The following is a 26,709-nucleotide window of genomic DNA, read 5'->3' on the forward strand; positions in this document are numbered from 1 at the left end:
GTCAGATGCAACTCCAGATGCGGGTGGCCAGGTCGAAGGCCATGTCGGGTTGCCAATATAGGCAGAAGACGGCGGCCAGTGCGGCCAGCGCCAGAACGAACAGGCCGATTTGCCGCCAACGGTCACGGGTTTTCATGCTGCTTGCAGCCTGGCGCCGGGCTGACGCTGCTCCTGGATGGGCAGATTGACGAGTGCCGCCAGCACGCCCAGCGCGATGGCCAGCCACCATACCACCTGGTAGCTGCCGGTGAAGTCATACAGGCGGCCAGCCAGCCAGACGCCCAGGAAGGAGCCGATCTGGTGGGAGAAGAACACGATGCCACCCAGCATGGACAGGTGCCGCACACCATGCATCTGGGCCACGATGGCATTGGTAGGTGGCACGGTAGACAGCCACAAGGTGCCCATGGCCGCCGCAAAGATGCCCACGCTCCAGGCCGACAGCGGCACCATGATGAACAGCAGCATGGCCAGTGCCCTCAGGCCATAGATGCTCGACAGGATCCAGTTCTTGCGCAGGCGTGCGCCCAGGGCCCCGGCGGCGTAGCTGCCCAGGACATTGAACAGCCCGATCAAGGCCAGGGCGGTGGTTGCGACCTGGGGCGCCAGTTGGTGATCCTTGAGGTAGCTGGGCAGGTGCACCCCGATGAAAGCCAACTGGAAGCCACACACGAAGTAGCCGGCCGTCAGCAGGAGGTAATCGCGGTGGCCGAAGGCTTCCAGCAGGGCCTGCCCGGCGGTCTGCGTGTTCGCCTGTCCACCGGTGGGGCCCATGGCCAGCGCGGCCTTGTTGCCGGGTGCAAAGCGCTTTTCCCGCAATCCGAAAGCCAGGGGGCCGATGATCAGCGCCGTGGCGGCCAGTATCAGCAAGGCAGATGACCAGTCCGTGTTGTGAAGCAGCAGGCTGGCCACGGGCACCATGAGGAACTGCCCGAAAGAGCCGGCGGCGGCCGTGATGCCCATGGCCATGGAGCGCTGTTCCAGCGTGACGTTGCGGCCCACCACACCGAAGATCACCGTGTAGGTGGAACAGGCCTGCCCAAGGCCAATCAGCACACCGGTGGTCAACACGAAGCCGAGGTGCTGGCTGGTGGTGGCCATCCCCACCAGGCCCAGCGCGTAGAGCAGGGCGCCAGACCACAGCACCTTGAAGGCCCCGCTGCGATCCGCCCACCAGCCCACCACAGGGCCGGCCGCCCCCCACACCAGGTTCTGGACGGCCATGGCCAGTGAATAGTCTTCGCGCGTCCAGCCATGCGCCATGGTGATGGGCTGCAGCCACAGGCCGAAGCTGTGCCGGATGCCCATGGACATGGTGACGATCAGGGCGCCGCACAAAAGCAATTGCCCCATCGGGATGGGGCGATCAGGGTGATGCATCTCGGTGTTCCATGGTGGCCAGTGCGCCACCGCCCGTATGAGGCTACTCCAAACCAGCGCGAGGCGTGGCTAGACCTGCATATTCATGATGTCGGTGTACGCCTGAACAAGTTTGTTGCGTACTTGAACAGCCGATTGGAAGCCGAGTTGGGCCTTCTGCATGGCCACCATGGTTTCTTCCAGACTGACAGTAGGGTTATCGAACTGGACCTCGCGCTGCATGGTCGCCGCCGTGGCTTGCGACTTGCTGATCGAGTTCAGCGCGCTGCTGAAACTGGTCTGGAAGCTGGGCTTGTCGACGGCCGAACTTTGGCCAGCCGCCTCGGCGCGGGTCTTGGCCTCAACGCGCCGAGCGACGTCGGCCATGCCTGCCCTGGCGGCGGCTTGCGCGAAATCGAAGGGTTTGAGTTTCAGATCCATGATGCCGATAAGTCCCGACAAGGGTTGATTCAGTTCACCACGTTCTGGAATGTACGCATCCCTGGGCGGTGCCATGCTCGGAAGAGGGCGGCATTTGACTGGCTGTTTCCGGCACTTTTACCTCTCCTGACTCCGAATAATGGGGCTGTTACGGCGGGTTTGTTGCATCGTATGGTTTCGATGCGCGGCCCAACGCTTCGACCGCCCATGGAAGTCACTGTCGCTCAACCCACCTCTGTTGCTGTCGCCTCACCTGGCATGGTGATCGACAACGCTCAACCCCCTGGATTCGTTCAGCGGGTCATGGCCCTGCCGATGCAGCGCAAGCTGATGTTGGCCGGGGGCATCGCTGCGATCTTTGCCATCTTTGTGGCGATGATGATGTGGGGGCGTGACGGTGATTACCGTGTGCTCTACACGAATCTGTCCGACAAGGACGGTGGCGCGATTCTGGCCCAGCTGCAGCAGATGCAGGTCCCCTACAAGCATGCCGATGGCGGTGCGGCTATCCTGGTGCCGGCCGACAAGGTGCACGACGTGCGTCTGAAGCTGGCTTCTGCCGGCCTGCCCAAGGGCTCGGTGGTCGGTTTCGAGCTGATGGAAAACCAGAAGTTCGGCGTGACCCAGTTCCAGGAACGACTGAACTTCCAACGCGGCCTGGAAGGCGAGCTGATTCGTTCCATCCAGGCACTGGCCAGCGTGCAAAGCGCCCGTGTGCACCTGGCGTTGCCCAATCAGAATGGTTTCTTCCGCGAACAGCAGAAGGCTTCGGCTTCCGTGGTGCTCACGCTGTACCCCGGTCGTACGCTCGACCGTGGCCAGATCGCTGGCATCGTGCACCTGGTGTCGTCCAGCGTGCCGGAAATGTCGCCCAAGGCCGTGAGCATCGTCGACCAGAGCGGGGCGCTGCTGTCCGGGTCGCAAGAGGGCGCGGATCAGTCCGGCCTGGACGCCCAGCAACTGCAGTACGTGCGCCAGCTGGAGACCAATTACACCCAGCGCATCCGCGACATCCTGGAGCCCGTGGTCGGCAAGGACAATCTGCGCGCCCAGGTGACGGCCGAGCTGGATTTTTCCCAGGTGGAATCCACCGCCGAGGAGTACAAGCCCAACCAGGGCCAGCAGGCCAGCGCCTCGATTCGCAGCCAGCAGACCACCGAGCAGGTCGGGCAGGGCAGTGCAACGCCTTCTGGCGTGCCTGGTGCCGCCAGCAACCAGCCGCCGGTGCCCGCGACGGCACCTGTCAATGGTGCCTCCCAGCCCCTGCAGGCCGCTCAAGGTGGCAGTACCGGTGGCAGCAGCCGTCGTGAAGCGGTGACCAATTACGAGGTCGACAAGACCGTGCGCGTGGTGCGCAATGCCACCGGTTCGGTCAAGCGACTGAACGCCGCCGTGGTGCTGAACCATCGAACGGTGACCGATGCCAAGGGCAAGACCACCACCCAGCCTATCCCTCAGGAAGAACTGGATCAGCTCACCGCCCTGGTCCGAGAAACCATCGGCTTTGACGAGAAACGCGGCGACTCGATCAAGCTGATCAACACCCCCTTCCAGGTCACCAAGGAAGAGCCTGACAACACGCCCTTCTGGAAGCAGCCCGAGACGGTGGACCTGATCCGCACCCTGGCGGTACCCGGCGCCCTGACCCTGGCTGCCCTGATCGTGGTGTTTGGCGCCATCCGCCCGGCCATCAAGGCAGCGCAACCCGTGCCGCTGACCGAGGAAGAAGCTCAGAAGCAAGGCCTCAACGCCGTGGTCGACGACGCGGAAGAGTTGCCAGTAGCGCATGAGCCCGGTCACATGCCGCAACTGGAAGGCCCCGCTACCGACGAGCGCCTGGAAGCAGCCCGTGCCTTTGCCCGCGATAACCCGATGGCCATGGCCAACGTGATGCGCGGCTGGATGAACAACTGATCGAGAAGGACCCCGAGCCATGGACGAGCAAGGTGTTGAAGACGCTGCCATCCTGTTGATGTCTTTGGGTGAGGAAGAGGCATCCGAGGTGTTCAAGCATCTGGAGCCCAAGGAAGTTCAATGCCTGGGGGAGACCATTGCCAAGCTCAAGACGGTCAACAAGGACCGGGTCGGTTCGGTGCTGGATCGCTTCTCCAAGGAATCGACCGAAATGGGCATGCTGGTGCCCGACACCGACGAGTACATCAAGTCCGTGCTGCGCAAGGCGCTGGGCGATGAAAAGGCCAATCTGCTGATCGACCGCATCATCCAGGGCAGCGATGTCACCGGCATCGAGAGCCTCAAGTGGATGGACCCCGGTTCCGTGGCTGAATTGCTGCGCAACGAGCATCCTCAGATCGTGGCGGCCATCCTGGTTCACCTGGATCCGGACCAGTCTTCCTCGGTGCTCAAGTGTTTCACCGACCGTCACCGCAACGAGGTGATGGTGCGCATCGCCACGCTGGACGGCATCCAGCCTACCGCCCTGAAGGACCTCAACGAGGTGCTGTCACGCGTGCTGGCTGGTGGCACCCAATTGCGAAAGGCCTCTCTGGGTGGCGCCAAGCCCGCAGCGGAAATCATCAACCTGATGGGCTCCAGCCTGGAAACCTCGGTGCTGGATTACATCCGCGAGGCCGATGGCGATCTGGCGCAGAAGATCATGGACAACATGTTCACCTTCGACGACCTGATGAAGCTCGACGACAAGGGCTTCCAGGCCTTGCTCAAGGAAGTGCAGACCGAGTCGCTCATCATCGCGCTCAAGGGGGCGTCGCCCGAAATCCGCGAGAAGGTGTTCAAGAACATGTCCAGCCGTGCGGCGGAAACGCTGCGCGAAGATCTGGAGTCGCGCGGCCCGGTCAAGCTGTCCGAAGTCGAAGGCGAGCAAAAGGAAATGCTCAAGATCGTGAGACGCCTGGCCGACGAAGGCCAGATCACGCTGGCCAGCGGAGGCGACGATGAGTACGTCTAAGCCGACGACGCCGCCCGGTGGGGCAGCGCCACAGGCTGCAGGCAGTGCGGCAGGCGGATCGACGCCCAATCCCTACACGCGCTTCATCCCGCGCGAAGAGCTGGGCTCTTTTTCAGCCTGGGCACCCGAAACATTCGAGCAGCCGAGCAGGGCGGCCAACCCGGAGGAAGGCGGGGTGCGCAAACCCACGCTGGCCGAGCGGGCCGCCGCTGAGATGCGCCCGGCCATGAAGCCCAATCCTGCCCGGCATGCGCCACAGGCGACCGGAGCCCAACCGGCACCTGCCGCCAAGCCGGCCGCGATGGCCAGCAAGCCTGCGGCTGTCAAGCGCCCCATCGTGGGCGGCGTGCCAGGCCAGGCAGAGGCCGAAGCCAAGGCCGCCGAAGCACCGCCACCACCCCCGCCACCCAATGTGGACGAGCTGGTTCGCGAAGCACGCCAGACGGGCTACCAGGACGGTTACCGCAATGGCCTGGCCGCGCTGGAAAGCTACAAGCAGACTCAGGCGGCGCAAATGGCCGCCTACATGAGCGACCAGGTTGGCGCGCTGGCCTCGGATTTCCACCATCGCCTGGAATCGCTGGAGCAGCAGCTCGCGGGCCGCATCGCTGGTGTGGCGCTGGAACTGGCGCGCCAGGTGGTGCGCAGCGAGCTGCAACAGAACCCCGAAGTGGTGGTGGATGTGGCCGAGCAGGCGCTGACCACGCTGCTGGCTTCGGCCCGTCAGATCGTGCTGCGGCTGAACCCCGACGACCATGGCCTGGCTCAGGCACAACTGACGGAAGTCCTGGCTGCACGGGGCGCCCGCATGGTGCCTGACGCAAGCATCACCCGCGGTGGCTGCATCGTGGAATCCGACATCGCGGTGGTGGATGCCTCGGTCGAGGCCCGCTGGGAGCGTGCAGCGGCCTCGATGGGGCACAACGCACCGTGGAACAACGGCGTCGAAGCCCATGGCTCGACCGAGGTGCGCCTGCCCGAAGGCGAAGACGAACTGGATGAATGGCCGGAGAGCGAAACCGAAGCAACGGTGGCGCAACGTGAGGAGGGTGAAGTATGAACATGCCCATTCGCGTCCACAACGATGTGGCGATGGACCGCTGGAACCGTTTTCTGGACGACCTGGATGCCTGTGCCGGTGCGCGCTTGCCGCTGGAAAACCAGGGCAAGCTGGTGCGTGTGGCCGGTCTGGTGCTGGAGGCCGCTGGTTTGCGTCTGCCTGTGGGGGCGGTCTGTGAGATCCACTCCGAGACCCGCCTGGAGTCCACCCCCGTGCTGGCGGAAGTGGTCGGCTTCGCCGGTGACCGCGCCTATCTGATGCCCACGGCCGAAGTGCATGGCCTGTCCAGCGGTGCCCGTGTGGTGCCCCGCACCATCCCGATCAACCCGCCCATCCTGGGCCGCCCCAATCACCCCTGGCGCCGCAGCGAAGACCGCACCCGCCATCTGCCGGTAGGCAGTGGCCTGCTGGGCCGGGTTGTGAACGCCCAAGGCGAGCCTCTGGACCGCAAAGGCCCTCTGCACCATGTGCGCAGCGAGCCACTGGCCCGTCGCCCCATCAATGCGATGGAGCGTGACCCGGTTCGCCAGCCGCTCGATACCGGCGTGCGCGCCATCAACGCGATGCTCACGGTCGGCCGTGGCCAGCGTATCGGTTTGTTCGCCGGCTCTGGCGTTGGCAAGTCGGTGCTGCTGGGCATGATGGCCCGCTACACCCAGGCCGACGTCATCGTGGTGGGCCTCATCGGTGAACGGGGCCGCGAAGTCAAGGAATTCATCGAAGACATCCTGGGCGAGGAAGGCCTGGCGCGCTCGGTGGTGGTGGCTGCACCCGCTGACGCACCGCCGCTGACCCGCATGCAGGGCGCCAGCTACGCTACCGCCGTGGCCGAGCACTTCCGTGACCAGGGCCTGCATGTGCTGTTGCTGATGGATTCGCTCACCCGCTATGCCATGGCCCAGCGCGAAATCGCCCTGGCCATTGGCGAGCCCCCTGCCACCAAGGGCTATCCGCCCTCGTGCTTTGCCAAGCTGCCTCAGCTGGTGGAGCGCAGCGGCAATGGCCTCAACGGCCACGGCTCGATCACGGCGTTTTACACCGTGCTGTCCGAAGGTGATGACCAGCAGGATCCCATTGCGGATGCCGCGCGCGCCATCCTGGACGGCCACATCGTGCTGTCACGCGAGCTGGCCGAATCCGGCCATTTCCCGGCCATCGACATCGAGCGCTCCGCCTCGCGCGTGATGCACAACGTGGCCGAGAGCCAGCACATCGACGACGCGCGGCGCTTCCGGCAGCTGTGGTCGCGCTACAGCAAGGCCCGCGATCTGATTCAACTGGGCGCCTACACGCCTGGTGGCGACCACGATCTGGACCTGGCTGTGCGCCTGCACCCGCACATGGTCAACATGTTGCAGCAGGACATGAGCACGCCGGCTCACATGCACGACAGCGTGGACGAACTCCACCAGATCGTGACCGCTTGATGTTGGTCTGTGCAGTCAAACCCAACCAGTGAAGTAGCCCACCAGGGCAGGGGACAAGGTTCATGAGTGCCAATTCATCGCTGCTTGTAGTACTGGAGTCTGCGGAGAAGGCGAGAGACGAAGCCGTGGCCGAGCTCGAAGGCGGCAAACGGGCCTATGAGGCCGCGCGTCAGCAGGCGCAATCGCTTTTTGACTGGCGCAGCGAGTACCAGAAACGCTGGCAGTCTCAATTTCGCCAGGTGGGTGGAATGGAGATCATGCGGTGTTATCAGGACTTCATGCAGCGATTGGCCGAGGCCATTTCCGATCAGGATAAGAGGGTGGAGCAGGCACGTCTGTATATGGAGCGTTGCAAGGCTCTGCTGATTGAGCGCGAGCGCAAGGTGGCCGCGGTGGCTCAATTGATGGACAGAAGGCTGGTCGAGCTTCAGGCGAAGCAGAACCGGCAGGATCAGAAAGCCACCGACGAAATCGCTTCGCGCGCCGGTCGATCAGGTCTCGGGCTGGGTGCAGGCGGATCGCCGCTGGCGTCCGGTTCGATCGGCTGACAGCGGGTTGGACCGGCTTTTCAGACAAGGATCGCATCATGGCTACACCGATCAAATCGACGAACGCCTCTGCCAATGCGCCCGGCGTGAACGGCGTGTCTCCTGCCATCAGTGATTTGCTGGCGCGCTTTGGCGCACAGGGCGACGGTCAGAATCAACAGGCGGCGTTCTCCCAGTGGATGGAGAAGCACGCCATCGTGTCGCCGGGTGCGACCGCCTCTGGTGCAGGCAATACCACCAGATCCCCGGCGGCGGCGCACAACGGTTTGTCCGCTTCTGCGGCAGAGCAGGCCATGCTGAGAGCACGGCAGCAGGCCGCCATGGCCACACGCCCGGTACAGACACCGGCTCAGCCGACGTCGCAGGCCCGTGTCAACAAGCCGGACGATGAGGGCGCACGCGCCAGCGGGACGCCGCCCAAGTCGGCCTCGACGCTGGCCAACAAGAACACGAAAGCCTCGGACAAGACCGCCAGGTCGGGCAAGGCCGAAGGCAGTGACAAGGCCGAGAACAACAAGGATGCTGATGACAGCGTCAACTTCACGACGGCGCTGGGCGATGGTACGGCTGTGGTGCGTGAACTGACGCCGCCGCCTTCCATTCAACCGGGTGACTCCGCCGGGATGATGGCCTGGCTGGCCAGCCTGACGCACGGTGACCTCGCCCACGGCAAGGCTGCCGACACGGCCAGCGGCAGCACCGATACCGGCGCTCAGGCGGGCAGCGTGCTCAAAGCCGGAGATGGCCAGGCCGCTGATGCCGCCTTGCTGGACGCCAAGGGCGGAGGCGCCCCGGGCGCCGTGGCCCTGGACAATGCCTTGTGGCAAAACGTGAGCGCCAGCGCCGCCACCCAGGTGGAGGCCATGATGAACCAGTCCGGCAAGGGCCTGGAAGGGCGTGGCGATGGCGACCCTCTGGCCGGGCTGCTGCCGAGCGGTGGTCTGCCAGGTGCCGCCCTGGGCAACCCGCTGGAGGCCAAGGCTGGCGTGAGGCATGAATCTGCCACGCTGCCCACACCCGTGAATTCGCCGGATTTTGCCCAAGCCCTGGCTGAAAAAGTCAGCATGTGGGTGGGCGCGACCAAGGCGGATGGCTCGATGACGGCCGAGTTGCACCTCAACCCGGCAGAAATGGGCCCGATCAACGTGAAAATTTCACTGGATGGCCAAACGGCGCAGGTGGATTTCGCTGCCGCGGCGTTAGAAACGAGAAAGGCCATCGAAGCCAGCCTGCCCATGCTGTCGAGCGCCCTGAATGATGTCGGGTTGAACATGACCGGTGGTGACGTCTCCTCGCAGACGGCCCAGCAACAGTTCAGCCAGGGATCGGCACAGGCGCAAGGCGGTGCAGGCCGCGCAAATGGTGCCGCAGGCAGCGGCGACGCCGACACGGGTGTGGATCCCGCCGGCATGCGCCCTGTCAACGCACCTCGTCCCGGCCGCCTGGGCGGTCTGGACCTCTACGCTTGAGGGCATCCGAGGCCGCCGCTGGGAATCAAGCGTGTTTCACATCGTTTATTGATCCATTGCGACGGCGCTGACTTCGAATAATCCACTCATGACCTTGCGCCTTTCTGGCGCTGTGTCATGAACACCAGGAGATACGCGAATGTCAGCAGCCCCCGCCGCCGCCCCGGCTGAAGGCGAAGCCCCTAAAAAGGGTCCCAAGAAGCTCATCATCATCATTGCGGCCGTCGTCCTGCTTCTCGTTCTGGGCGGAGGCGGTGCCTTCTTCATGATGAAGAAGAAGGCCGCCGAGGCTGAAGCTGCTGCGGCAGCCGAAGAAGAGGATGGTGGTGGCCACGCCAAGCCTGCCAAGGAAGCCAAGAAGCCCGAACACGGCAAGGGTGACCACGCCGCTCCGCCGGCTTTTGTTCCGCTGGAACCTTTTGTCGTCAACCTGGCTGACCGCGATTCGGAGCGCTTCGCGCAAGTGGGCATCACGCTGCAGGTAGACGATGCCAAGATGAGCGAAGAGATGAAGGCTTACATGCCCGCCATCCGCAACGCCATCTTGCTGATCCTCTCGCACAAGTCCTCCGAGGAACTGCTGAGTCAGGAAGGCAAGCAGAAGCTGGCTGAGGAAATCCGCCGTGACGCTGCGCGCGCCATGGGCTACGAGATCGAGGATCCTGAAGAAGAGGATGCCGCCGCAGAAGACACGCCCAAGAAAAAGAAGAAGAAAAAGAAGAAGGTCGAGTCCTACAACCCGATTGTGCAAGTGCACTACGCGAACTTCATCATCCAGTGATGTCTTGCTGACCCTTTATTCAACGGTCCCGGAAGTCCTCAGGCCATGAACCAGCAGATCCTTTCTCAAGACGAAGTTGATGCCCTCTTGCAAGGCATCACGGGCGAGAGCCAGAAGCTGGAGCAGGAAGAAGCGCCCAAGGAAGGCATTCGCGACTACAACCTGGCTCAGCAGGAACGCATCGTTCGTGGGCGCATGCCCACGATGGAAATCATCAACGAGCGTTTTGCGCGCAATATCCGCATCGGCTTGTTCAACCTGATTCGCAAGTCCCCGGAAGTGTCCGTGGGCGGCATCAAGGTGCAGAAGTACAGCGCCTTCCTGCGCGAGATCGTGGTGCCCACCAACTTCAACATCATGGCCGTGCGCCCTCTGCGCGGTTCCGGCCTGATCGTGTGCGACCCGACCCTGGTGTTCGGCGTGATCGATGCGCTGTTCGGCGGCGTTGGCAAGTTCCACACCCGCATCGAAGGCCGTGATTTCTCGGCCACCGAGCAGCGCGTGATCCATCGCCTGGTCGAGGTCATCACCGCCGAGTACAAGAAGTCCTGGCACGGCATCTACCCCGTCGAGCTGGACTACCAGCGCTCGGAAATGCAGCCTCAGTTCGCCACCGTGGCCACGCCCAGCGAAATCGTGGTGTGCTGCTCGTTCACGCTGGAAATCGGCGACACCAGCGGCACGATCCACATCTGCATTCCCTACGCCACGCTGGAACCCATCCGCGACATCCTGTTCTCGTCCATTCAGGGCGACTCGGCCGAGCCTGATCGCCGCTGGGTGAAGCTGCTGACCCAACAAATCCAGTCCGCCGAAGTGGACCTGGTGGCCGAGCTGGCTCACGCCCCGGCCACGGTCGAGCAGTTGCTGGCCTTCAAGCCGGGCGACTTCATCGAGCTGGACCTCGAAAAAATCATCAAGGCCAAGGTGGACGGCGTGCCCGTCTTCGATTGCTACTACGGCACATCGAACAACAAGTACTCCTTGCGTATCGACAAGCTTCTGACCGCCGGCAACATGAGTTGGCTTGGAGACCAAAATGTCTGAAGAATTTCCACCTGAAGGCGGCGCGAATGCCGAGCAGGACGCCATGGCGGCCGAATGGGAGGCCGCGCTGGCTCAGCAGGCCTCGACACCTCAGCCAGACATGGATGAGTTCGCCAGCGCCGCGGCCAGCGAAGTGACCAATGCCCAGGCCCAGATGACGCCTGCGGCCTTTGCCAACTTCGCGCCCTCGCAAGCCAGCTCGGCCGGCAACGACATCAGCATGATCCTGGACATCCCGGTTCAGCTGACGGTGGAACTGGGCCGCACCCGCATTCCCATCAAGAACATCCTGCAACTGGCGCAAGGCTCCGTGGTGGAGCTCGACGCCATGGCCGGCGAGCCCATGGACGTGCTGGTCAACGGCTTCCTGATCGCGCAAGGCGAAGTGGTGGTGGTCAACGACAAGTTCGGTATCCGTCTGACCGACATTGTGACGCCGTCCGAACGCATGCGCCGCCTCAGCAAGGGCAACTGAACAGGATCGATCAGAGATGCCTTCTACCGGTTTGACCGTGGTCTGGTTTCTGGGCGTCGTGGCCCTGATCCCCTTGACACTCTGGGTTCTCAAACGCTCCGGCCTGGCCACCGGCACGGTTGGTGGCGCGACAGCGATGATCAAGCCTGTCGGGCAGCTCAACATCGGGCCGGGCCAACGCCTGGTGACCGTGGAAGTGGGCACCGGCGACAGTCGCACCTGGCTGGTACTGGGCGTGACCGCACAGCACATCAACACCCTGCACACGATGGCGCCGCAAAACGCACCCTTGGCCGAACAGGCCACCCCGTCCTTCACCAACCTGCTGCGCCGCTCATTGGGCCAGCAAGACAAGGGGCAGGCTTGATGCGCATCACCGTGAAACGCCTTGCCTGGCTGGGCCGTGTGGCTCTGCTGGCCATGATGCTGGGCAGCTCGGCCGCCATGGCGCAAAGTGCAGGTGGCAGCAGCACCTTGCCGCTGCTCGTGGGGCAGGGCGCGGGGGGCAACAGCTACTCCGTGCCCGTGCAGACCTTGCTGTTCTTCACGGCCCTGAGCTTCCTGCCCGCCGTGTTGCTGATGATGACGGGTTTCACCCGCATTGCGATCGTGCTGAGCCTGATGCGCCAGGCCATTGGCACCCAGGCGGCACCGCCCAACCAGGTGGTGATCGGCCTGTCGCTTTTTCTGACCCTGTTTGTGATGGGCCCCACGCTGGACAAGGTCTACAAGGATGCCTACGAGCCCTTTGCCACCAACCAGATCAGCTTCAACGAAGCACTGGAGCGTGGACAGGGCCCCATGCGCAGCTTCATGCTCAAACAGACCCGCCAGTCCGACCTGGGGCTGTTCGTCAAGCTCGCCAGGCTGGAAGGCGATGTCAAACCCGAGACCGTGCCGTTTCGCGTGCTGGTGCCAGCCTTTGTCACCAGCGAGCTGAAGTCGGCTTTTCAGATCGGCTTTCTGATCTTCATCCCCTTCCTGGTGATCGACATGATCGTGGCCAGCGTGCTCATGAGCCTGGGGATGATGATGTTGTCGCCAGTGATGGTGGCTCTGCCGTTCAAGCTGATGCTGTTCGTGCTGGCCGATGGCTGGAACCTGTTGCTGGGCTCTCTGGCCGCCAGCTTCGTGCAGTAAGGAAGAAGGTAGATCATGGATCCGCAACAAGTATTGACCTTCAGCCGCGATGGCCTGTTGACCCTGTTGACCGTCTGTGGCCCCATCGTGCTGGTGGTGCTGGCCGTGGGCCTGATCGTCTCGATCTTCCAGGCTGCCACGCAGATTCATGAGCAGACCCTTTCCTTCGTGCCCAAGCTGCTGGCGGCTTTTGCCACGCTGGCCGTGGCCGGCCCCTGGATGATGAGCAAACTGGTGGACTACATCCAGCAGGTGCTGCAGTCGATCCCGTCCGTGGTGGGCTGAAAGCCTGCCGCCACACCTGAGCCAGGCACATGGTCAGTTTTTCGGAAGCCCAGGTCCTGGCCTGGATCACGCCCTGGCTCTGGCCCTTTTTCCGCGTGCTGGGCCTGTTCACGTCGGCGCCCGTGCTGTCGATGCGGGTGATTCCCCGCCGGGTTCGCCTGAGCCTGGCCATCCTGATCGTGATCTGCGCACAACCCAGCCTGCCTGAGATGCCGCCCATCGAGCTCAACTCGGCTGGCTCGCTGATGGTGATCGCGCACGAGGTGCTGATCGGCCTGACCATGGGCTTTGCCGCCCGTGTGGTGTTTGCCGCCATCGAATTTGCGGGTGAACTGGTGGGCCTGCAGATGGGCCTGAACTTCGCCAGCTTCTTCGACCCCTTGAGCGGCACGCAGGTGACGGCGGTCAGCCGCTTCTACGGCACCACAGCCGCCTGGCTGTTCGTGGTCATGAACGGGCACCTGATGTTGACGGGTGCCGTGTTGGGCAGCTTTCACGCTTTTCCGGTGTCGCCGGAGCCGTTGGGCTTTCTCAACATCGTCCAGCCTCAGGTCTGGGGTGCCGAGGTGTTCAAGCTGGGTCTGTGGGTGTCACTGCCGGTGGTGTCCATGCTGATTCTGGTCAACCTGGTGATGGGGCTTGTGGCCCGCGTGGCGCCGCAGATGAACATCTTCTCCATCGGCTTTCCGATCACCCTGGCCGTGGGCTTCACCGGCCTGTGGCTGACGCTGCCCATGATGCAGGCGCCGCTGACGATGGCGCTGGAGCGGATGATGGGTTACTTCCAGTGAGCTGAGGCTTTTTTGGCGCTAACCTTGGCGCCCATGAAACTGCCATCACGCCGTCCATCGATTCGCCCTACGCCTGTGGCCAAGCGGGCGTCATCCCATGTTGCCACTCAGATTGAAGGCCCGACGCGCCGCCAAATCCTGGAGGGGCTCGTGGGGGCCGGTGTGGCCGGGGCGGTGGGGTTGCCAGCCTGGGCCGGCAAGGGCGATCAGGCAGACAAGAGCAAACCTGTTGAGCCCGTCTGGAAACCGGATCACACAGTCATCGTGATCCTGGAGAATCTGTCCGCCTTTGATGCCACCTCGGGGCAGCGCAGGGAGCGCAAGGCACCGGTTTTCGACCCAGTGGCGTCTGACTGGAAGTTCTTCAATGAGCTGGCAGACAAGGGTGTGCGTTTCACGAATGCCCATTTCGGCCGCACCCCTTACAACTCGAACCTGCCAACGCGCTCCAGCCAGCCCAACTACCTGTTTCTGTTTTCCGGCCACCACCAGGGCGTGCTGCCGGCGTGGTTCGAAGACGAACGTTCGCCCTACAAAGGTGTGGCCCTGCGTGATCGCCGCGGCCAGTTGCTGCCCTCCAGCAACGAGACCAATGTAGGCGTGGCCAACAGCAATGTGCCCCTCTCATGGCTGCCGTTTACCTCGCCCAACCTGGGGGCGGCCATCCTGCAAAGCGGCGGCACCTTCCTGAGCTTTTCCGAATCCCTGCCGTACCCGAGCTGGAACTGCGGCACGGACTCCAGCGTGGCGCCTTGCAGTGCCAACTTCGCCTTCACGGACGATTACCGCCGCAAGCACAATCCCGCGGTGAACTGGACGGACCAGATCAACCCCACCAGCCCGCGCGGGCTCAAGGGTGATCTGGCCAACCATGTGATGCCGGTGAGCGTCAACCTCGCTTTCGAGCCCACCAAGGACCCTGTGCTCAAGCAGAGCTTTCGCGGATTTGCCAAAGACGCCAACGGCAAGGCCTTGCCCTTTGACAGCCTGCCCAAAGTCTCGATCGTGGTGCCCAACGAGCAGCACGATGCGCACAGCAATTCGGCAAAGGTGGCAGACGACTGGCTGCGCCAGCACATTGGGCCTTACGCCGAGTGGGCGCAGAAGAACAACAGCCTGCTGATCGTCACATTTGACGAAGACGGCAGCACCGATGCCAGTCAGGGTGACGCCTACATGACCGGTACACACCGGATCCCCACGTTTTTCTATGGCGCGGGCGTGAAACAAGGCCTTGTCGAGCAGCGCATCGATCATCTCAACGTGCTGGCCACGGTTCTGTGGCTCAATGGGGCGCTGGACCGTTTCCGGGCCGATTTTCGTCAATTTCACAAGGTGGAAGACGGGTCTGGCTCCGAAGCGGAGAAAGAATGGCTCAATCTGGTGCCGATCACGACTGTGTTCGAGCGCACGCAGGCGAAATCGCTGGACAAGCCCGCGAGATAGTCGCCCGAAAGCCAACCGCCCTCAAATCGCCTGACGAAGTTCGTAGAATCGGCGCCCATGTCATCGAAGCCCCCCTCCAAAGCCTCCAGCACGTCCACCCAGCCCAGCGCCGCCTACGGCGAAGGCTCGATCCGGGTCCTCAAGGGCCTGGAACCCGTCAAACAACGGCCGGGCATGTACACCCGGACGGACAACCCCCTGCACATCATCCAGGAGGTGATCGACAATGCCGCCGACGAAGCGCTGGCCGGCTTCGGCAAACGCATTGCCGTGACGCAACACACCGACGGCTCCGTCAGCGTGGAAGACGACGGGCGCGGCATTCCTTTCGGGCTGCACCCGGAGGAGCAGGTGCCGGTGGTCGAGATCGTGTTCACGCGGCTGCACGCCGGTGGCAAGTTCGACAAGGGGTCGGGCGGCGCCTACAGCTTCTCCGGTGGTTTGCACGGTGTGGGCGTGAGCGTGACCAATGCGCTGTCGACCCGCCTGCAGGTAACGGTATCCCGCGACAAGCAGGTGGCGCAGCTCGCCTTCAGCGGCGGCGACGTGATCGAGCCCGTGACGGTGCGCCCCGCGGCTTCGGGCGACCGCAAGAACGGCACGACCGTGCGCGCCTGGCCGGACGCCAAGTATTTTGAAAGCGCCGAACTGCCCAAGGCCGAGCTGGTGCACATGCTGCGCAGCAAGGCCGTGCTGATGCCGGGCGTGACCATCACGCTGACGAACGAGAAGTCCGGCGAGGTGCAAACCTGGTTGTACAAGGGCGGCCTGCGCGACTACCTGACGCAGTCGCTCAACACCGATCCGATCATCCCGCTGTTCGAAGGTGAGCAGTACGCAGCCAATGCGGACGACAACTTCGCCGAAGGTGAGGGCGCCGCCTGGTGTGTGGCCTTCACGGAAGAAGGCTCGCCCATGCGCGAGAGCTACGTGAACCTGATCCCCACGGTGGCGGGTGGCACGCACGAGGCCGGTTTGAAGGATGGCCTGTTCAATGCCATCAAGGGCTTCATCGAGATGCACTCCTTGCTGCCCAAGGGCGTCAAGCTCATGCCCGATGACGTGTTCAGCCGCGCCAGCTTCGTGCTCAGCGCCAAGGTGCTGGACCCGCAGTTCCAGGGCCAGACCAAGGAGCGCCTCAACAGCCGCGACGCCTTGCGCCTGGTGGGCACCTTTGTGAAGCCAGCCATGGAGCTGTGGCTCAACCAGCATGTCGAGTACGGCAAGAAGCTGGCCGAGCTGGTGATCAAGCAGGCGCAGGCCCGCCAGCGTGCCGGCCAGAAGGTCGAGAAGAAGAAGGGCTCCGGCGTGGCCGTGCTGCCCGGCAAGCTGACCGACTGCGAAAGCCGCGACCTCAGCCTCAATGAAGTCTTCCTGGTCGAAGGGGACTCTGCTGGCGGCAGCGCCAAGATGGGCCGCAACAAGGAAACCCAGGCCATCCTGCCCCTGCGCGGCAAGGTGCTCAATGCCTGGGAGGTCGAGCGCGATCTTTTGTTCAAGAACAACGAAATCCACGACATCTCGGTGGCCATCGGGGTGGACCCCCACGGCCCCAACGATTCACCTGACCTGAGCGGCCTGCGCTACGGCAAGATCTGCATCCTCTCCGATGCGGACGTGGACGGCTCGCACATCCAGGTGCTGCTGCTGACGCTGTTCTTCCGCCATTTCCCCAAGCTCATCGAAGCCGGCAACATCTACATCGCCCGCCCGCCGCTGTTCCGTGTGGACGCGCCCGCACGCGGCAAAAAGCCGGCGGCCAAGTTCTACGCGCTCGACGAAGGTGAGCTGACCGCCATCCTCGACAAGCTGCGCAAGGAGGGCTGCCGCGAAGGTGCCTGGGCCATCAGCCGCTTCAAGGGTCTGGGTGAAATGAACGCCGAGCAGCTGTGGGACACCACACTGAACCCGGACACCCGTCGTCTGCTGCCTGTGGCTTATGGCGAACCCGGCTTTGCCGCCACCGAAGGCTCGTTCAACAAGCTGATGGGCAAGGGTGAAGCCGCGTCGCGCCGCGAGCTGATGGAGCTTCACGGGGACGCGGTCGAAGTCGACGTCTGATGTGATCAGTGCGTCAGTGCCGTGTGGGTGCGGCCTGGGTCGGCAGCGATCCCGGCCTTCACGCGCTCGCTCTTGAGCCAGCCCGTGGTGATGACGCCTGTGAGGGGATGGGTGTAGCGCACCTGAGTCCATCCGGGTAGCTGCGCCAGGATGGCCACCTTGTCGCCCTCCACAATGTGCTTGCCCATGAGACAGCCCTGATCAGGTGCCGTGTGGAGCAGGCTTCTGCCTGGCATGGCCACCACGCCAGGGCCAGGGGGCTTGCTGTCGCCTGAGCCCGTGGACGTGTCGTGGCAGGCGGGGGTGGCCGACGGTTGCCCGGTCTTGATGCCGGCCGTTGGCGGGTGATCTTCCAGCACCTTGATCGCATCGGCCATGATGGCGTCGGGTGACCGTTGCTGGCAGGCGGTATCGATCGTCATCTTCGGGCCCAACACGAGCCGCTCGGCGCGATCGACGCCCCATCTGGTACCGCGCTTGCTCAGTTGCACGCGCTTCATTTGCAGGCGGCCGTCCTGGATCAGCAAATCACCGTTTGCCTGGCGCGCGACCGCGCAGACCTTCGCTTGTGTGCCGTCCACCCAGGCACGACTCAGCGTGATGCGGGAATCGTCTGGCAGGCCTGAGGCGGGTGTGTTGCGGGCCAGATCGACCAGCGTGGCGCGAACCGGATCGCGTTGAGACAGTTCGCGGGCCTGGGTGAGGGGTGACACAGCCCACAGCAGGCCGGTCATCAGGGGGATGAACAGACGAGACATGCTTGTAGTACGGCCAGACACGCCGCGAACAGAGTTCAGGAGACTGCAAGATAGCCCGATGCTCAACCTCGCCATGTGCGCAGTCGACATGGTTCCTGCACCCTTTTCCCGCGATCAGGCCACGGGTGTGATGCTCACAAACGGTCCAGCCGCGCCTTGATGTCTTGCGACCGAGATTGAATGGCGTCGATGTCTGCCGGAGGCATCCTGTCGATCTGTTTGTAGACCATGCCAATACGTGGGTTGCGTCGCAGCCTGTCCGCATGGCGGATGTGGAAGTCCCAATACAGCGCGTTGTACGGGCAGGCGCGTTCGCCGAGTCGATCCTTCTTCCGGTAGTGACAGCCCGCGCAGTGATCCCCCATGCGGTCCAGGTAGGCGGCGCTGGACACATAGGGCTTGGTGGCCATCAGGCCGCCATCGGCAAACTGGCTCATGCCCAGTGTATTGGGCAGCTCGACCCACTCGAAGGCGTCGATGTACACGCCCAGGTACCAACGGTGCACGGCTTGCGGATCCAGGCCAGCCAGCAGGGCGAAGTTGCCGATCACCATCAGGCGCTGGATGTGGTGGGCATAGGCCTGCTCCAGCGATTGACCGATGGCCTGCGCCATGCAGGCCATGCGGGTGTCGCCCGTCCAGAACCACTCAGGCAGGGGCAGCTCGTGGGCCAGTTTGTTGTGCTGCACGTAGCCTGGCATGTGGTGCCAGTACACGCCACGAACGTACTCTCGCCACCCCAGAATCTGCCGTATGAAACCTTCGGCGGCGGCCAGTGGTGCGTGCCCCGCCTGCCAGGCCTCTTGCGCGCGCATCACAACCTCGCGAGGGCCGAGCATCTTCACGTTCAGCGCAAATGACAGCAGGGAGTGGAAGAGCCGCCAGTTGTGCTGGCTGATGGCGTCCTGAAACTGCCCGAAGTGAGGCAAGGCGCGCTGGATGAAGGCATCCAGATGCTGCAAGGCCTCTGCCCGGTTCAGGGGCCAGGCCAGTTGGCTGGCTTGAGGGTTGCCAAAGCTGGGAACGCCGCAGGCCACGATGGTGTGCCACAGCGCGCTGTGATCGTGTTGACGGCGCCAGTCGAGTGGTGCAGGCGGGGTGCCATGCCAGGCTTGCCGGTTGTCGTGGTCGAAGTTCCACTGGCCGCCGGCTGGCTTTTGAGGAGTGGCCATGAGCACGCCGTGCAGCCGGCGCATATGGCGGTAGAAGTGCTCCATCAACCAGCCACGCCGATCACCGAAGAGCCGAGCTGCTTCATCGCGTTGCGTGTAGAAGTGCTGGCTGCAGACCATTTCGCAGTGCACGCCGCGTTCCATGCATGCCTGGCGCCAGGCAGCGAGTTGGGCATCCAGGCGCCATTCGTCTGGTGCCTGGTATTGCACGATCTTGGCGCCGTAGTGGGTGATCAAGGCATCGAGGTTGTCGGTGATCGACTGGCGGTTGCTGGGCGAATCGATGGGCACATATCGAACCCGATGGCCCGTTTCGCGCAATTGCCGACTGAAATCCCGCATGGCTGCAAGGATGGCCAGGATCTTCTGGGCGTGGTGGCGTACGTAGTCGGTTTCCTGGCGCACCTCCATGAGCACGTAGACCACATCGTCGCGGACCTCGTCAAACCAGCTGTGCAGCGAGTTGAGCTGGTCGCCCAGAATGAGGCGGAGTGTGGGGTCGGCGGCTGCGGGCATGACCCAGTATTGACGCGGTCTGACGGCCAGGAAGGCGAGAATTCGGCGTCAAAGGCTGGTCGCCAGGATGTGCCCAGGACGCCAACTCTTCGCCTCAGGGCGGGCGGGAGGGGCGCCGGCACCCACTACACTCGGCACCGCAGATTTCCGTTTCTGATCCTGTTTTTTCCCGATGACCCAACAAACCATCGATTTCAACCCTCCGCCACCCAGTGACGGCGGCGAATCCCTGACCCTGGCCCATTACGCCGAGCGCGCCTACCTGGAATACGCCCTGAGCGTGGTCAAGGGCCGTGCCTTGCCCGATGTGTGCGACGGCCAGAAGCCTGTGCAGCGCCGCATCCTGTACGCGATGGACCGCATGGGCCTGAGTTTTTCGGGCAACAGTGGCGCCAAGCCGGTCAAGAGCGCCCGCGTGGTGGGGGATGTGCTGGGTCGCTACCACCCGCATGGTGACTCCGCTGCATACGAGGCCATGGTGCGCATGGCGCAGGACTTTGCGCTGCGCTACCCGCTGATCGACGGCCAGGGCAACTTCGGCTCGCGCGATGGAGACGGCGCAGCCGCGATGCGTTACACCGAAGCGCGTCTGGCACCGATTGCCCGCCTGCTGCTCGACGAAATCGACATGGGTACGGTGGATTTCATCCCCAACTACGACGGCTCGACCGAAGAGCCCAGGCAGTTGCCGGCCCGCCTGCCTTTCGTGCTGCTCAACGGCGCCAGCGGCATTGCCGTGGGCCTGGCTACCGAGATCCCCAGCCACAACCTGCGTGAAGTGGCTGCGGCCACGGTGGCACTGATCAAGAACGAAAAGTTGCCCGATGAAGAACTGTTCGAGCTGATCCAGGGCCCGGACTTCCCTGGTGGCGGCCAGATCATCTCCACCCAGAAGGAGATTCAGGATGCTTACGGCACCGGCCGTGGCAGCCTGAAGGTGCGCGCCCGCTGGAAGATCGAAGATCTGGCGCGTGGCCAGTGGCAACTGGTGGTGACCGAGCTGCCTCACGGCACGAGCGCGGCCAAGGTGCTGGAAGAAATCGAAGAGCTGACCAATCCCAAGGTCAAGGCCGGCAAGAAGGCGCTGACCGCCGAGCAGACCCAACTCAAGACCACGGTGCTGTCCGTGCTGGATGCCGTGCGCGACGAATCCAGCAAGGACGCTGCCGTGCGCCTGGTGTTCGAGCCCAAGACCCGCACGGTCGAGCAGCAGGAGCTGATCACGACCTTGCTGGCGCACACCAGCCTGGAGACGTCCGCCTCCATCAACCTGACCATGGTGGGCTCGGATGGCCGCCCCACGCAGAAGAGCCTGCGTCAGATGCTCACGGAGTGGATCGGTTTCCGCATGGAGACGGTCACGCGGCGTACGCGCCACCGCCTGGGCAAGGTGCTGGACCGCATCCACATTCTGGAAGGCCGCCAGCTCGTCTTGCTCAACATCGACGAGGTCATCCACATCATCCGCAACAGCGACGAGCCCAAGGCCGCGCTGATCGAGCGCTTCAAGCTCAGTGACCGGCAGGCCGAGGACATCCTCGAAATCCGCCTGCGTCAACTGGCGCGGCTGGAAGCCATCAAGATCGAGCAGGAACTCTCCGAGCTGCGCGCCGAACAGGCCAAGCTGGAAGACATCCTGAACAACCCCAGCGTGCTCAAGCGCACGGTGGTCAAGGAAATCGAAGCCGACGCCAAGCAGTTCGGTGACGAGCGCCGCACCCTGATCCAGGCTGAAAAGCGCGCCGTGGCCGAAGTCAAGGTGATCGACGAGCCGGTGACGGTCGTGATCAGCCTCAAGGGCTGGGTGCGCGCACGTACCGGCCATGGCCATGACCCTGCTGGCTTTGCCTTCAAGGCCGGTGATGGTCTGTATGGCACGTTCGAGTGTCGTACGGTTGATCCGCTGATCGTGGTGGGCAGCAATGGGCGCGTGTACAGCGTGCCGGTGGCGGCCTTGCCAGGCGCCCGAGGCGACGGGGCTCCGATCACCACCATGATCGAACTGGAATCGGGCACGCAGCCTGTGCACTACCTCGCTGGCAGCGTCGATCAGACCTTGCTGTTTGCCAATACGGGTGGTTTCGGCCTTTTGGCCAAGCTCGGTGACCTGATCACACGTCAGAAGGGTGGCAAGGGTTTCCTGACGCTGGACGAAGGTGACCTGGTGCTGCCGCCCGTGCTGGTACAGGCAGCGCATACCCATGTGGCCTGCCTGGCCCAGGGTGGGCGCATGCTGGTCTTCGGGCTCGATGAGCTCAAGCTGCAATCCAACGGTGGCCGAGGCCTGACCCTGATGGAAGTGGATGCCAAGAAGGATCCGCTGATCTCGGTGGCCACGGTGGCCGGCGGCGTGAAGGTCATTGGTGCGGGTCGCGGTGGCAAGGCCAAGGAAGATGATGTGCGCAACTCCGCCTACCTGGCCCACATCGGCAAGCGTGCCCGCAAGGGCAAGGCGGTCGACGCCTTCCAGAAGGTGATGCGCGTGCTGCCGCTGGCCTGATGGACCTGATGGACTTGGCGGCTGCGTTCAGTGAAAGATCACGGCCAGGGCTTTGAACTGATTCGGCTGCTCTGGCCCGGTCACGCTGATGAGCGTCTGGCTGGGCGATTCGACCTTGAAGCCGGCTTTTTGCAGGTCGGCGAGCAGGGCCTGGGCTGACTGCCCGGCCAGGGGCGCGATGTCGCTGATTGGCGCGTTCAACACCGCCATCGTGGCGCGCCGTCCTGGGTTGCCGCCCTTGCCATTTTCCTCTTCCTGGATGAGGGCAGAGCCCAGCAGGATCACCATGAACACGCCGATGATGGCCAGCGCCGCTGGCTTGGCGAAATAGCGTTTGAACGAAGCGAAGTTGGCCAGTGCGTGTGCGATCACGCCCGCCACCAGGGCCCAGCCCAGCCATTCGTGCACTTCCTTGTGGAGGCCCAGATCGGCATGGAAGAACATCAGGATGCCGGTACAAGCCATCAGCACGAAGGCGCCGATGGTGAGTGGGGTGGCCCAGTCGCGTGAAATCTGCATGATCTTGTTCCTGCTGAATGCGGAACCTCGTTGTTGGTGACGTGTTCAGTGTGTGGGGTTTGTGTTGCCGGTTTGTTGCCCGGTCAGCGCCGGGATTGATCGACCTCAAACCTGCTGCGCATTTGCCGCGTCAGCTCGGGTTGTGTCATTGCTTGACGTAAGCGTCATTGAAGGGCATGGGGGTGTTGGCGCTGGCAAGCAGGAAAACGCCAGCACAGCCTCACGCGCAGCCTGGGTTAGTCTTCCTGACATCGTTGACGCGTCTTTCAGGAGCCCACATGACGTCCCTCGCCGGCAAAACACTTTTCATCACCGGTGCCAGTCGCGGCATTGGCAAGGCCATTGCACTGAGGGCTGCGCGTGACGGTGCCAACATCGTCGTGGCGGCCAAGACATCCGAGCCCGACCCGCGTCTGCCTGGCACCATTCACTCGGCTGCGGCGGAGATCGAAGCCGCTGGCGGGCGTGCCTTGCCGCTGGTGCTGGATGTGCGCGACGAGGATCAGGTGCGGGATGTGGTGGCCAAGGCCGCCGCGCACTTTGGCGGCATCGACATCCTCGTCAACAACGCCAGCGCCATCAACCTCACGAAGACCCCCGAGGTCGCCGCCAAGCGCTACGACCTGATGATGGACATCAACGTGCGCGGCACCTTCATGTGCTCCCAGGCCTGCCTGCCGCACCTGGAGAAGGCGGCCAACCCGCACATCCTGGTGCTGTCACCACCCATCAATCTGCAGGAAAAGTGGTTCGAGTCGCACGCGGCCTACACCGTGTCCAAGTACAGCATGAGCATGGTCGCCTTCGGGCTGGCGGCCGAGTTGCGCAGCAAGGGCATTGCCGTGAATGCCTTGTGGCCACGCACGCTGATTGCCACATCCGCCTTGAATGTGGCCGGCTCACAGCTTGGCACCCTGGGGCGCACGCCGGACATCATGGCGGACGCAGCCTACCGGATCCTGACGCGTGCCAGCCGCGACGTGACGGGGCAATTCTTCATCGACGAGCAGGTGCTGCGGGACGCAGGCGTGACCGATTTCGACCGCTACCTGGTGACGCCGGGCTCGACACCCATGCTGGATCTCTACGTGGATGAGTGAGCAGCGAGTTTCAGTCCACCAGCCCGTGTGACACCGCGAATCGCGTCAGGCTGGCCACGTCGTGCAGATCCAGTCGCTGGATCAGCTCGGCGCGGTGGTATTCGACCGTCTTGATGCTCACGGCCAGATCGCGGGCGATTTCCTTGTTGGACTGGCCTTTGGCGATGCAGCGCAGCACATCCTTCTGCCGCGGGGTGAGCTTGTCGCTGGCGTCCTTTTCCTTGACGGACGCCAGGGCGATGTCCGGACTCAGGTAAACGCGGCCTTCACGCAGGCAGTGCAGCGCCATCGCCAGTTCGGCCAGCACGAAATCCTTGGACACGAAGCCTGAGACGCCCATGTCGATCGCGCGTTTGGCGATCTCGGCGTCCGTGCTGCTCGTGAGGATGATGATGCGGATGTCCGGCTGGGTCTGCCGCAGCACCCTGGCCACGTCCAGGCCGTTCGCGCCGGGCATGTTCAGGTCCAGCAACAGGATGTCCGGTGGGGTGGCGGCACACGCCTTCAGGCACCGGGGACCGTCGTCGACGGCGGCAATGCATTCAAAGCCGCCCAGATCTTCCAGAATGGCGACAATTCCGGCCCGAACCAGTATCTGATCGTCAGCTACGATGACCCGCATTGCTTGCATGATGCATTGTCGGCATCCTCGCCTCAAGCCTTCGGCTGGAATTTGTGACTTTGTCCCGTCGCGATCGCTCATCTATTCGGAGTCCGTCGCCGAACGCCTGTGTTCAGGCTGCGGGGGCGGGCTGCTTTGCGCTGAGCAAACAGACCTTGTGCGTGGATGCCGCAGCGCAGCACCTGCTGTTGCTGGAGGCCTGCACGGTGCCTGCCGATGCGTGGCTCTCGACCTTGCCTGAGCCGGCTGCGGCGCAGATGCGGCAGTTGCTGGCGAAAGAGCAAGAGCGAGACGATGCCCTGGCCAGCGATGCGGGTGCCCCGACTTTCGCCTTTGAGCTGAACAAGCCGGGGCAGATCCTGTTGATGCGCGGCAGCCTGCGAGCGCCCGGTCGTCTGGAGGGGATGATCGTGCCCCTGGCCTTGCCGGACATGCCTGCTGAAGTCGCCGCGTCACGACCCGCCGTGGATGCTCGGGATCAGTTCGTGGCGTCGATCAGTCATGAACTGCGCACGCCGCTGAACGCGATTCTGGGCTTTGCCCGGCTGGCCCGTGCCGATTGGCCGGACGGCGCAGACAGCCTGCATCTGGACCACATCGAACAAGCCTCGGGTCTGATGCTCCGGGTGGTCAACGATCTGCTGGACCTGACACGGCTGGAGTCAGGCAAGCTGGACATCGAGCCAGACCAGCCGCTGTTCATGGCGGCGGTTGTGTCGCGGGTGGGGGCGGTGGCCGCCAGCCTCAGGCAGGACAAGGCTGTGCGGCTCTATGCCACTGTGGACCCAGCCTGCCCGCGCAAGCTTCGGGGCGATGTCGGGCGCATCGAGCAGATCCTGCTCAACCTGGTGGCCAACGCCCTGAAGTTCACCGACCGAGGGCGGGTGGTGATCGACGTCAAGCGACGGGCCTTGCGCGAGCACAGCGTGGTGTTGCGCATGTCGGTGTCAGACACCGGCGCAGGCATCACGCTCGATCAGATCGAGCGCATCGGCCAGCCGTTCGAGCGTGCGACGGACCTGTCCTTGCCGCGGGTGGGTGGCACGGGCCTGGGCCTGGCGGTGGTCAATCGCTTGCTCGAATTGCATGGCACCGCCTTGCGCGTGGCCTCGGTGCCCGGTGGTGGCTCCATCTTCTGGTTCGACATCGAACTGCCGTTCGACGTGGACGAAGCCCCGTCTGCGCCAGTGGCCGACACCGTGGTGATCAGCGATGACGAGCGCCTTGTGCAGACGGTGGCCACGCAGTGGGCCGCGCAGGGGCGAGCGCTTCTGCCTGCAGGCCAGCTGGTGCTGGCCGATCGTGTGGTGATCGATACCGACTGCGCCACCGCGCAGGCTGCGATGGCGCAGGCCGCGCAAGCCGGCTGCACGGTGTACTGGGTGAGTGCGGGCCAGATGCTGCCGGGCAGCGATGTACAACCCTTGCCCTTGCTGGCAGAAGCAGTGTTCAGGACGCGTCGAGACGATACCCTCAAGGTCGATCCTGCCTTGCAGGGGCTCAAGGTGTTGGCCGTCGAGGACAACGCGCTCAACCAGCACGTGTTGCGCGAGTTTCTGCACCGCCTCGGTGTGGACGTCGCGATGTTGGGGGAGGGGCGATCGGTGGCCGAGCTCATCGGGCAGCGTCACTTCGACTTGATTCTGCTGGACATCCAGCTACCTGATCTGAGCGGATGGGAGATCGCGCGGGCCATCAGATCCTTGCCCAATGGCAAGGATCTGCCCATCGTGTTCCTGAGCGCGCACATTGATGCGTCGGACCAACTGGCCGCGGCCGCGCTGGGGGCCCTGGCCTGTCTGACCAAACCTTTCGACGCGGCACGGTTGCATGCCTTGCTCCGCGACGTGGCCGTCAAGGCCGGTGTGGCACGGCGCGCATTTCAGCCGGCCAAGCCTGTGAGCGAGCCAGCCCGGCAGGCAGGCAAGCCGCAGCTGGTACGCCTGTTTGCCAGCCAGTGGCCATCTCTCAAGCAGGGTATCGAGCACGCGCCAGATACGGCCGCCTTGCGCCAGGCCGTCCATGCGCTGCGTGGTTCTCTGGCCGTATTGGGCTTGCCCAGCCTGGTCGCCCAGGCTCGCGCCATCGAAGAGGCCATCCTGGCTGGCCAAAGCGTGACTTCCGACACCTGTGCGGCCTTGCTCCTGGCCATCGATCAGCATCTGCAAGGCTGAACGTGCCGCGTTTCCCGGGTCCAGACCCGGGGCGACCCCAAGGTGAGGCGCCGATGGGCACCCTGCGTGCCGCTCTCCACAATGGGAGC

The 26,709-nt window shown here is 63.7% G+C and carries 25 protein-coding genes; 18 read left to right on the forward strand and 7 right to left on the reverse strand.

Features of this window, described 5'->3' with window-relative positions; all coding sequences use genetic code 11:
- Nucleotide 1: 1 nt before the first annotated feature.
- From VFW93_RS09510 to fliE, 3 genes are all read right to left on the reverse strand, one after another.
- Nucleotides 2–136 carry a hypothetical protein gene (locus VFW93_RS09510; protein WP_329693758.1) on the reverse strand — a complete coding sequence of 45 codons (135 nt, stop codon included), beginning with the start codon at nt 134–136 and terminating at the stop codon, nt 2–4.
- Complete coding sequence (locus VFW93_RS09515) at nt 133–1,380, reverse strand: MFS transporter (protein WP_329693759.1); 1,248 nt, start codon at nt 1,378–1,380, stop codon at nt 133–135. Before VFW93_RS09515 ends, VFW93_RS09510 begins: the two co-directional genes overlap by 4 nt.
- Before the next feature lie 69 nt (nt 1,381–1,449).
- Nucleotides 1,450–1,800, reverse strand: a complete 351-nt coding sequence (gene fliE / locus VFW93_RS09520) for a flagellar hook-basal body complex protein FliE (RefSeq protein ID WP_329693795.1) — start codon at nt 1,798–1,800, stop codon at nt 1,450–1,452.
- 207 nt (nt 1,801–2,007) lie between these two features.
- Between fliE and fliF the strand changes: the two genes are divergently transcribed.
- From fliF to VFW93_RS09595, 15 genes are all read left to right on the forward strand, one after another.
- Nucleotides 2,008–3,714, forward strand: a complete 1,707-nt coding sequence (fliF, locus tag VFW93_RS09525) for a flagellar basal-body MS-ring/collar protein FliF (protein ID WP_414639635.1) — start codon at nt 2,008–2,010, stop codon at nt 3,712–3,714.
- Between the two features lie 19 nt (nt 3,715–3,733).
- The gene (gene fliG / locus VFW93_RS09530) at nt 3,734–4,729 is read left to right on the forward strand and encodes a flagellar motor switch protein FliG (protein ID WP_329693760.1); all 996 of its coding nucleotides are present in this window, start codon (nt 3,734–3,736) and stop codon (nt 4,727–4,729) included.
- A complete protein-coding gene (locus VFW93_RS09535; protein WP_329693761.1) occupies nt 4,716–5,789 on the forward strand; it encodes a FliH/SctL family protein in 1,074 nt (357 codons plus the stop codon). The genes fliG and VFW93_RS09535 overlap by 14 nt, the downstream gene beginning before the upstream one ends.
- Nucleotides 5,786–7,216 carry a flagellar protein export ATPase FliI gene (gene fliI / locus VFW93_RS09540; RefSeq protein ID WP_414639636.1) on the forward strand — a complete coding sequence of 477 codons (1,431 nt, stop codon included), beginning with the start codon at nt 5,786–5,788 and terminating at the stop codon, nt 7,214–7,216. The genes VFW93_RS09535 and fliI overlap by 4 nt, the downstream gene beginning before the upstream one ends.
- A 62-nt stretch (nt 7,217–7,278) precedes the next feature.
- Complete coding sequence (fliJ, locus tag VFW93_RS09545; protein WP_329693762.1) at nt 7,279–7,764, forward strand: flagellar export protein FliJ; 486 nt, start codon at nt 7,279–7,281, stop codon at nt 7,762–7,764.
- Between the two features lie 38 nt (nt 7,765–7,802).
- Nucleotides 7,803–9,233 carry a flagellar hook-length control protein FliK gene (locus VFW93_RS09550; protein ID WP_329693763.1) on the forward strand — a complete coding sequence of 477 codons (1,431 nt, stop codon included), beginning with the start codon at nt 7,803–7,805 and terminating at the stop codon, nt 9,231–9,233.
- 139 nt (nt 9,234–9,372) lie between these two features.
- Nucleotides 9,373–10,014: a flagellar basal body-associated FliL family protein gene (locus VFW93_RS09555; protein ID WP_329693764.1), complete on the forward strand. Its 642-nt coding sequence runs from the start codon at nt 9,373–9,375 to the stop codon at nt 10,012–10,014.
- 45 nt (nt 10,015–10,059) lie between these two features.
- A complete protein-coding gene (gene fliM, locus VFW93_RS09560; RefSeq protein ID WP_290639550.1) occupies nt 10,060–11,061 on the forward strand; it encodes a flagellar motor switch protein FliM in 1,002 nt (333 codons plus the stop codon).
- On the forward strand, nt 11,054–11,536 hold the full coding sequence (fliN, locus tag VFW93_RS09565) for a flagellar motor switch protein FliN (protein ID WP_329693765.1): 483 nt from the start codon (nt 11,054–11,056) through the stop codon (nt 11,534–11,536). Before fliM ends, fliN begins: the two co-directional genes overlap by 8 nt.
- Before the next feature lie 16 nt (nt 11,537–11,552).
- The gene (locus VFW93_RS09570) at nt 11,553–11,903 is read left to right on the forward strand and encodes a flagellar biosynthetic protein FliO (protein ID WP_329693766.1); all 351 of its coding nucleotides are present in this window, start codon (nt 11,553–11,555) and stop codon (nt 11,901–11,903) included.
- 53 nt (nt 11,904–11,956) lie between these two features.
- Nucleotides 11,957–12,676: a flagellar type III secretion system pore protein FliP gene (gene fliP / locus VFW93_RS09575; RefSeq protein WP_414639638.1), complete on the forward strand. Its 720-nt coding sequence runs from the start codon at nt 11,957–11,959 to the stop codon at nt 12,674–12,676.
- Between the two features lie 15 nt (nt 12,677–12,691).
- Complete coding sequence (gene fliQ / locus VFW93_RS09580; protein ID WP_329693768.1) at nt 12,692–12,961, forward strand: flagellar biosynthesis protein FliQ; 270 nt, start codon at nt 12,692–12,694, stop codon at nt 12,959–12,961.
- A gap of 29 nt (nt 12,962–12,990) precedes the next feature.
- The gene (fliR, locus tag VFW93_RS09585) at nt 12,991–13,752 is read left to right on the forward strand and encodes a flagellar biosynthetic protein FliR (RefSeq protein WP_329693769.1); all 762 of its coding nucleotides are present in this window, start codon (nt 12,991–12,993) and stop codon (nt 13,750–13,752) included.
- Between the two features lie 33 nt (nt 13,753–13,785).
- Nucleotides 13,786–15,198: an alkaline phosphatase family protein gene (locus VFW93_RS09590; RefSeq protein WP_329693770.1), complete on the forward strand. Its 1,413-nt coding sequence runs from the start codon at nt 13,786–13,788 to the stop codon at nt 15,196–15,198.
- Nucleotides 15,199–15,255: 57 nt separating this feature from the next.
- Complete coding sequence (locus tag VFW93_RS09595) at nt 15,256–17,259, forward strand: DNA topoisomerase IV subunit B (protein ID WP_329693771.1); 2,004 nt, start codon at nt 15,256–15,258, stop codon at nt 17,257–17,259.
- Between the two features lie 5 nt (nt 17,260–17,264).
- On the opposite strand, the gene VFW93_RS09600 is transcribed toward VFW93_RS09595, so the two are convergent.
- Both VFW93_RS09600 and VFW93_RS09605 read right to left on the reverse strand, forming a co-directional pair.
- Nucleotides 17,265–18,017 carry a hypothetical protein gene (locus tag VFW93_RS09600; protein ID WP_329693772.1) on the reverse strand — a complete coding sequence of 251 codons (753 nt, stop codon included), beginning with the start codon at nt 18,015–18,017 and terminating at the stop codon, nt 17,265–17,267.
- Between the two features lie 134 nt (nt 18,018–18,151).
- Nucleotides 18,152–19,705, reverse strand: coding sequence for a cryptochrome/photolyase family protein (locus VFW93_RS09605; protein WP_329693773.1), 1,554 nt, complete (start codon nt 19,703–19,705; stop codon nt 18,152–18,154).
- A 172-nt stretch (nt 19,706–19,877) separates the two neighbouring features.
- On the opposite strand from VFW93_RS09605, the gene parC reads away from it, so the two are divergent.
- On the forward strand, nt 19,878–22,205 hold the full coding sequence (gene parC, locus VFW93_RS09610; protein ID WP_329693774.1) for a DNA topoisomerase IV subunit A: 2,328 nt from the start codon (nt 19,878–19,880) through the stop codon (nt 22,203–22,205).
- Nucleotides 22,206–22,232: 27 nt separating this feature from the next.
- Here parC and VFW93_RS09615 read toward each other — a convergent pair whose 3' ends face one another.
- Nucleotides 22,233–22,724: a cytochrome b/b6 domain-containing protein gene (locus VFW93_RS09615; RefSeq protein ID WP_329693775.1), complete on the reverse strand. Its 492-nt coding sequence runs from the start codon at nt 22,722–22,724 to the stop codon at nt 22,233–22,235.
- A gap of 278 nt (nt 22,725–23,002) precedes the next feature.
- Between VFW93_RS09615 and VFW93_RS09620 the strand changes: the two genes are divergently transcribed.
- Nucleotides 23,003–23,824 (forward strand): NAD(P)-dependent oxidoreductase, encoded by an 822-nt coding sequence (locus VFW93_RS09620; protein WP_329693776.1) that lies wholly within the window; start codon nt 23,003–23,005, stop codon nt 23,822–23,824.
- A 10-nt stretch (nt 23,825–23,834) separates the two neighbouring features.
- Here VFW93_RS09620 and VFW93_RS09625 read toward each other — a convergent pair whose 3' ends face one another.
- Nucleotides 23,835–24,527 (reverse strand): response regulator transcription factor, encoded by a 693-nt coding sequence (locus VFW93_RS09625; RefSeq protein ID WP_329693777.1) that lies wholly within the window; start codon nt 24,525–24,527, stop codon nt 23,835–23,837.
- Between the two features lie 80 nt (nt 24,528–24,607).
- Here VFW93_RS09625 and VFW93_RS09630 point away from each other — a divergent pair, with 80 nt between their 5' ends.
- A complete protein-coding gene (locus VFW93_RS09630) occupies nt 24,608–26,620 on the forward strand; it encodes a hybrid sensor histidine kinase/response regulator (protein ID WP_329693778.1) in 2,013 nt (670 codons plus the stop codon).
- The last annotated feature ends 89 nt before the right edge of the window (nt 26,621–26,709 follow it).

The sequence above is a fragment of the Aquabacterium sp. genome (assembly GCF_036279675.1).
Classification (GTDB): Bacteria; Pseudomonadota; Gammaproteobacteria; order Burkholderiales; family Burkholderiaceae_C; genus Aquabacterium.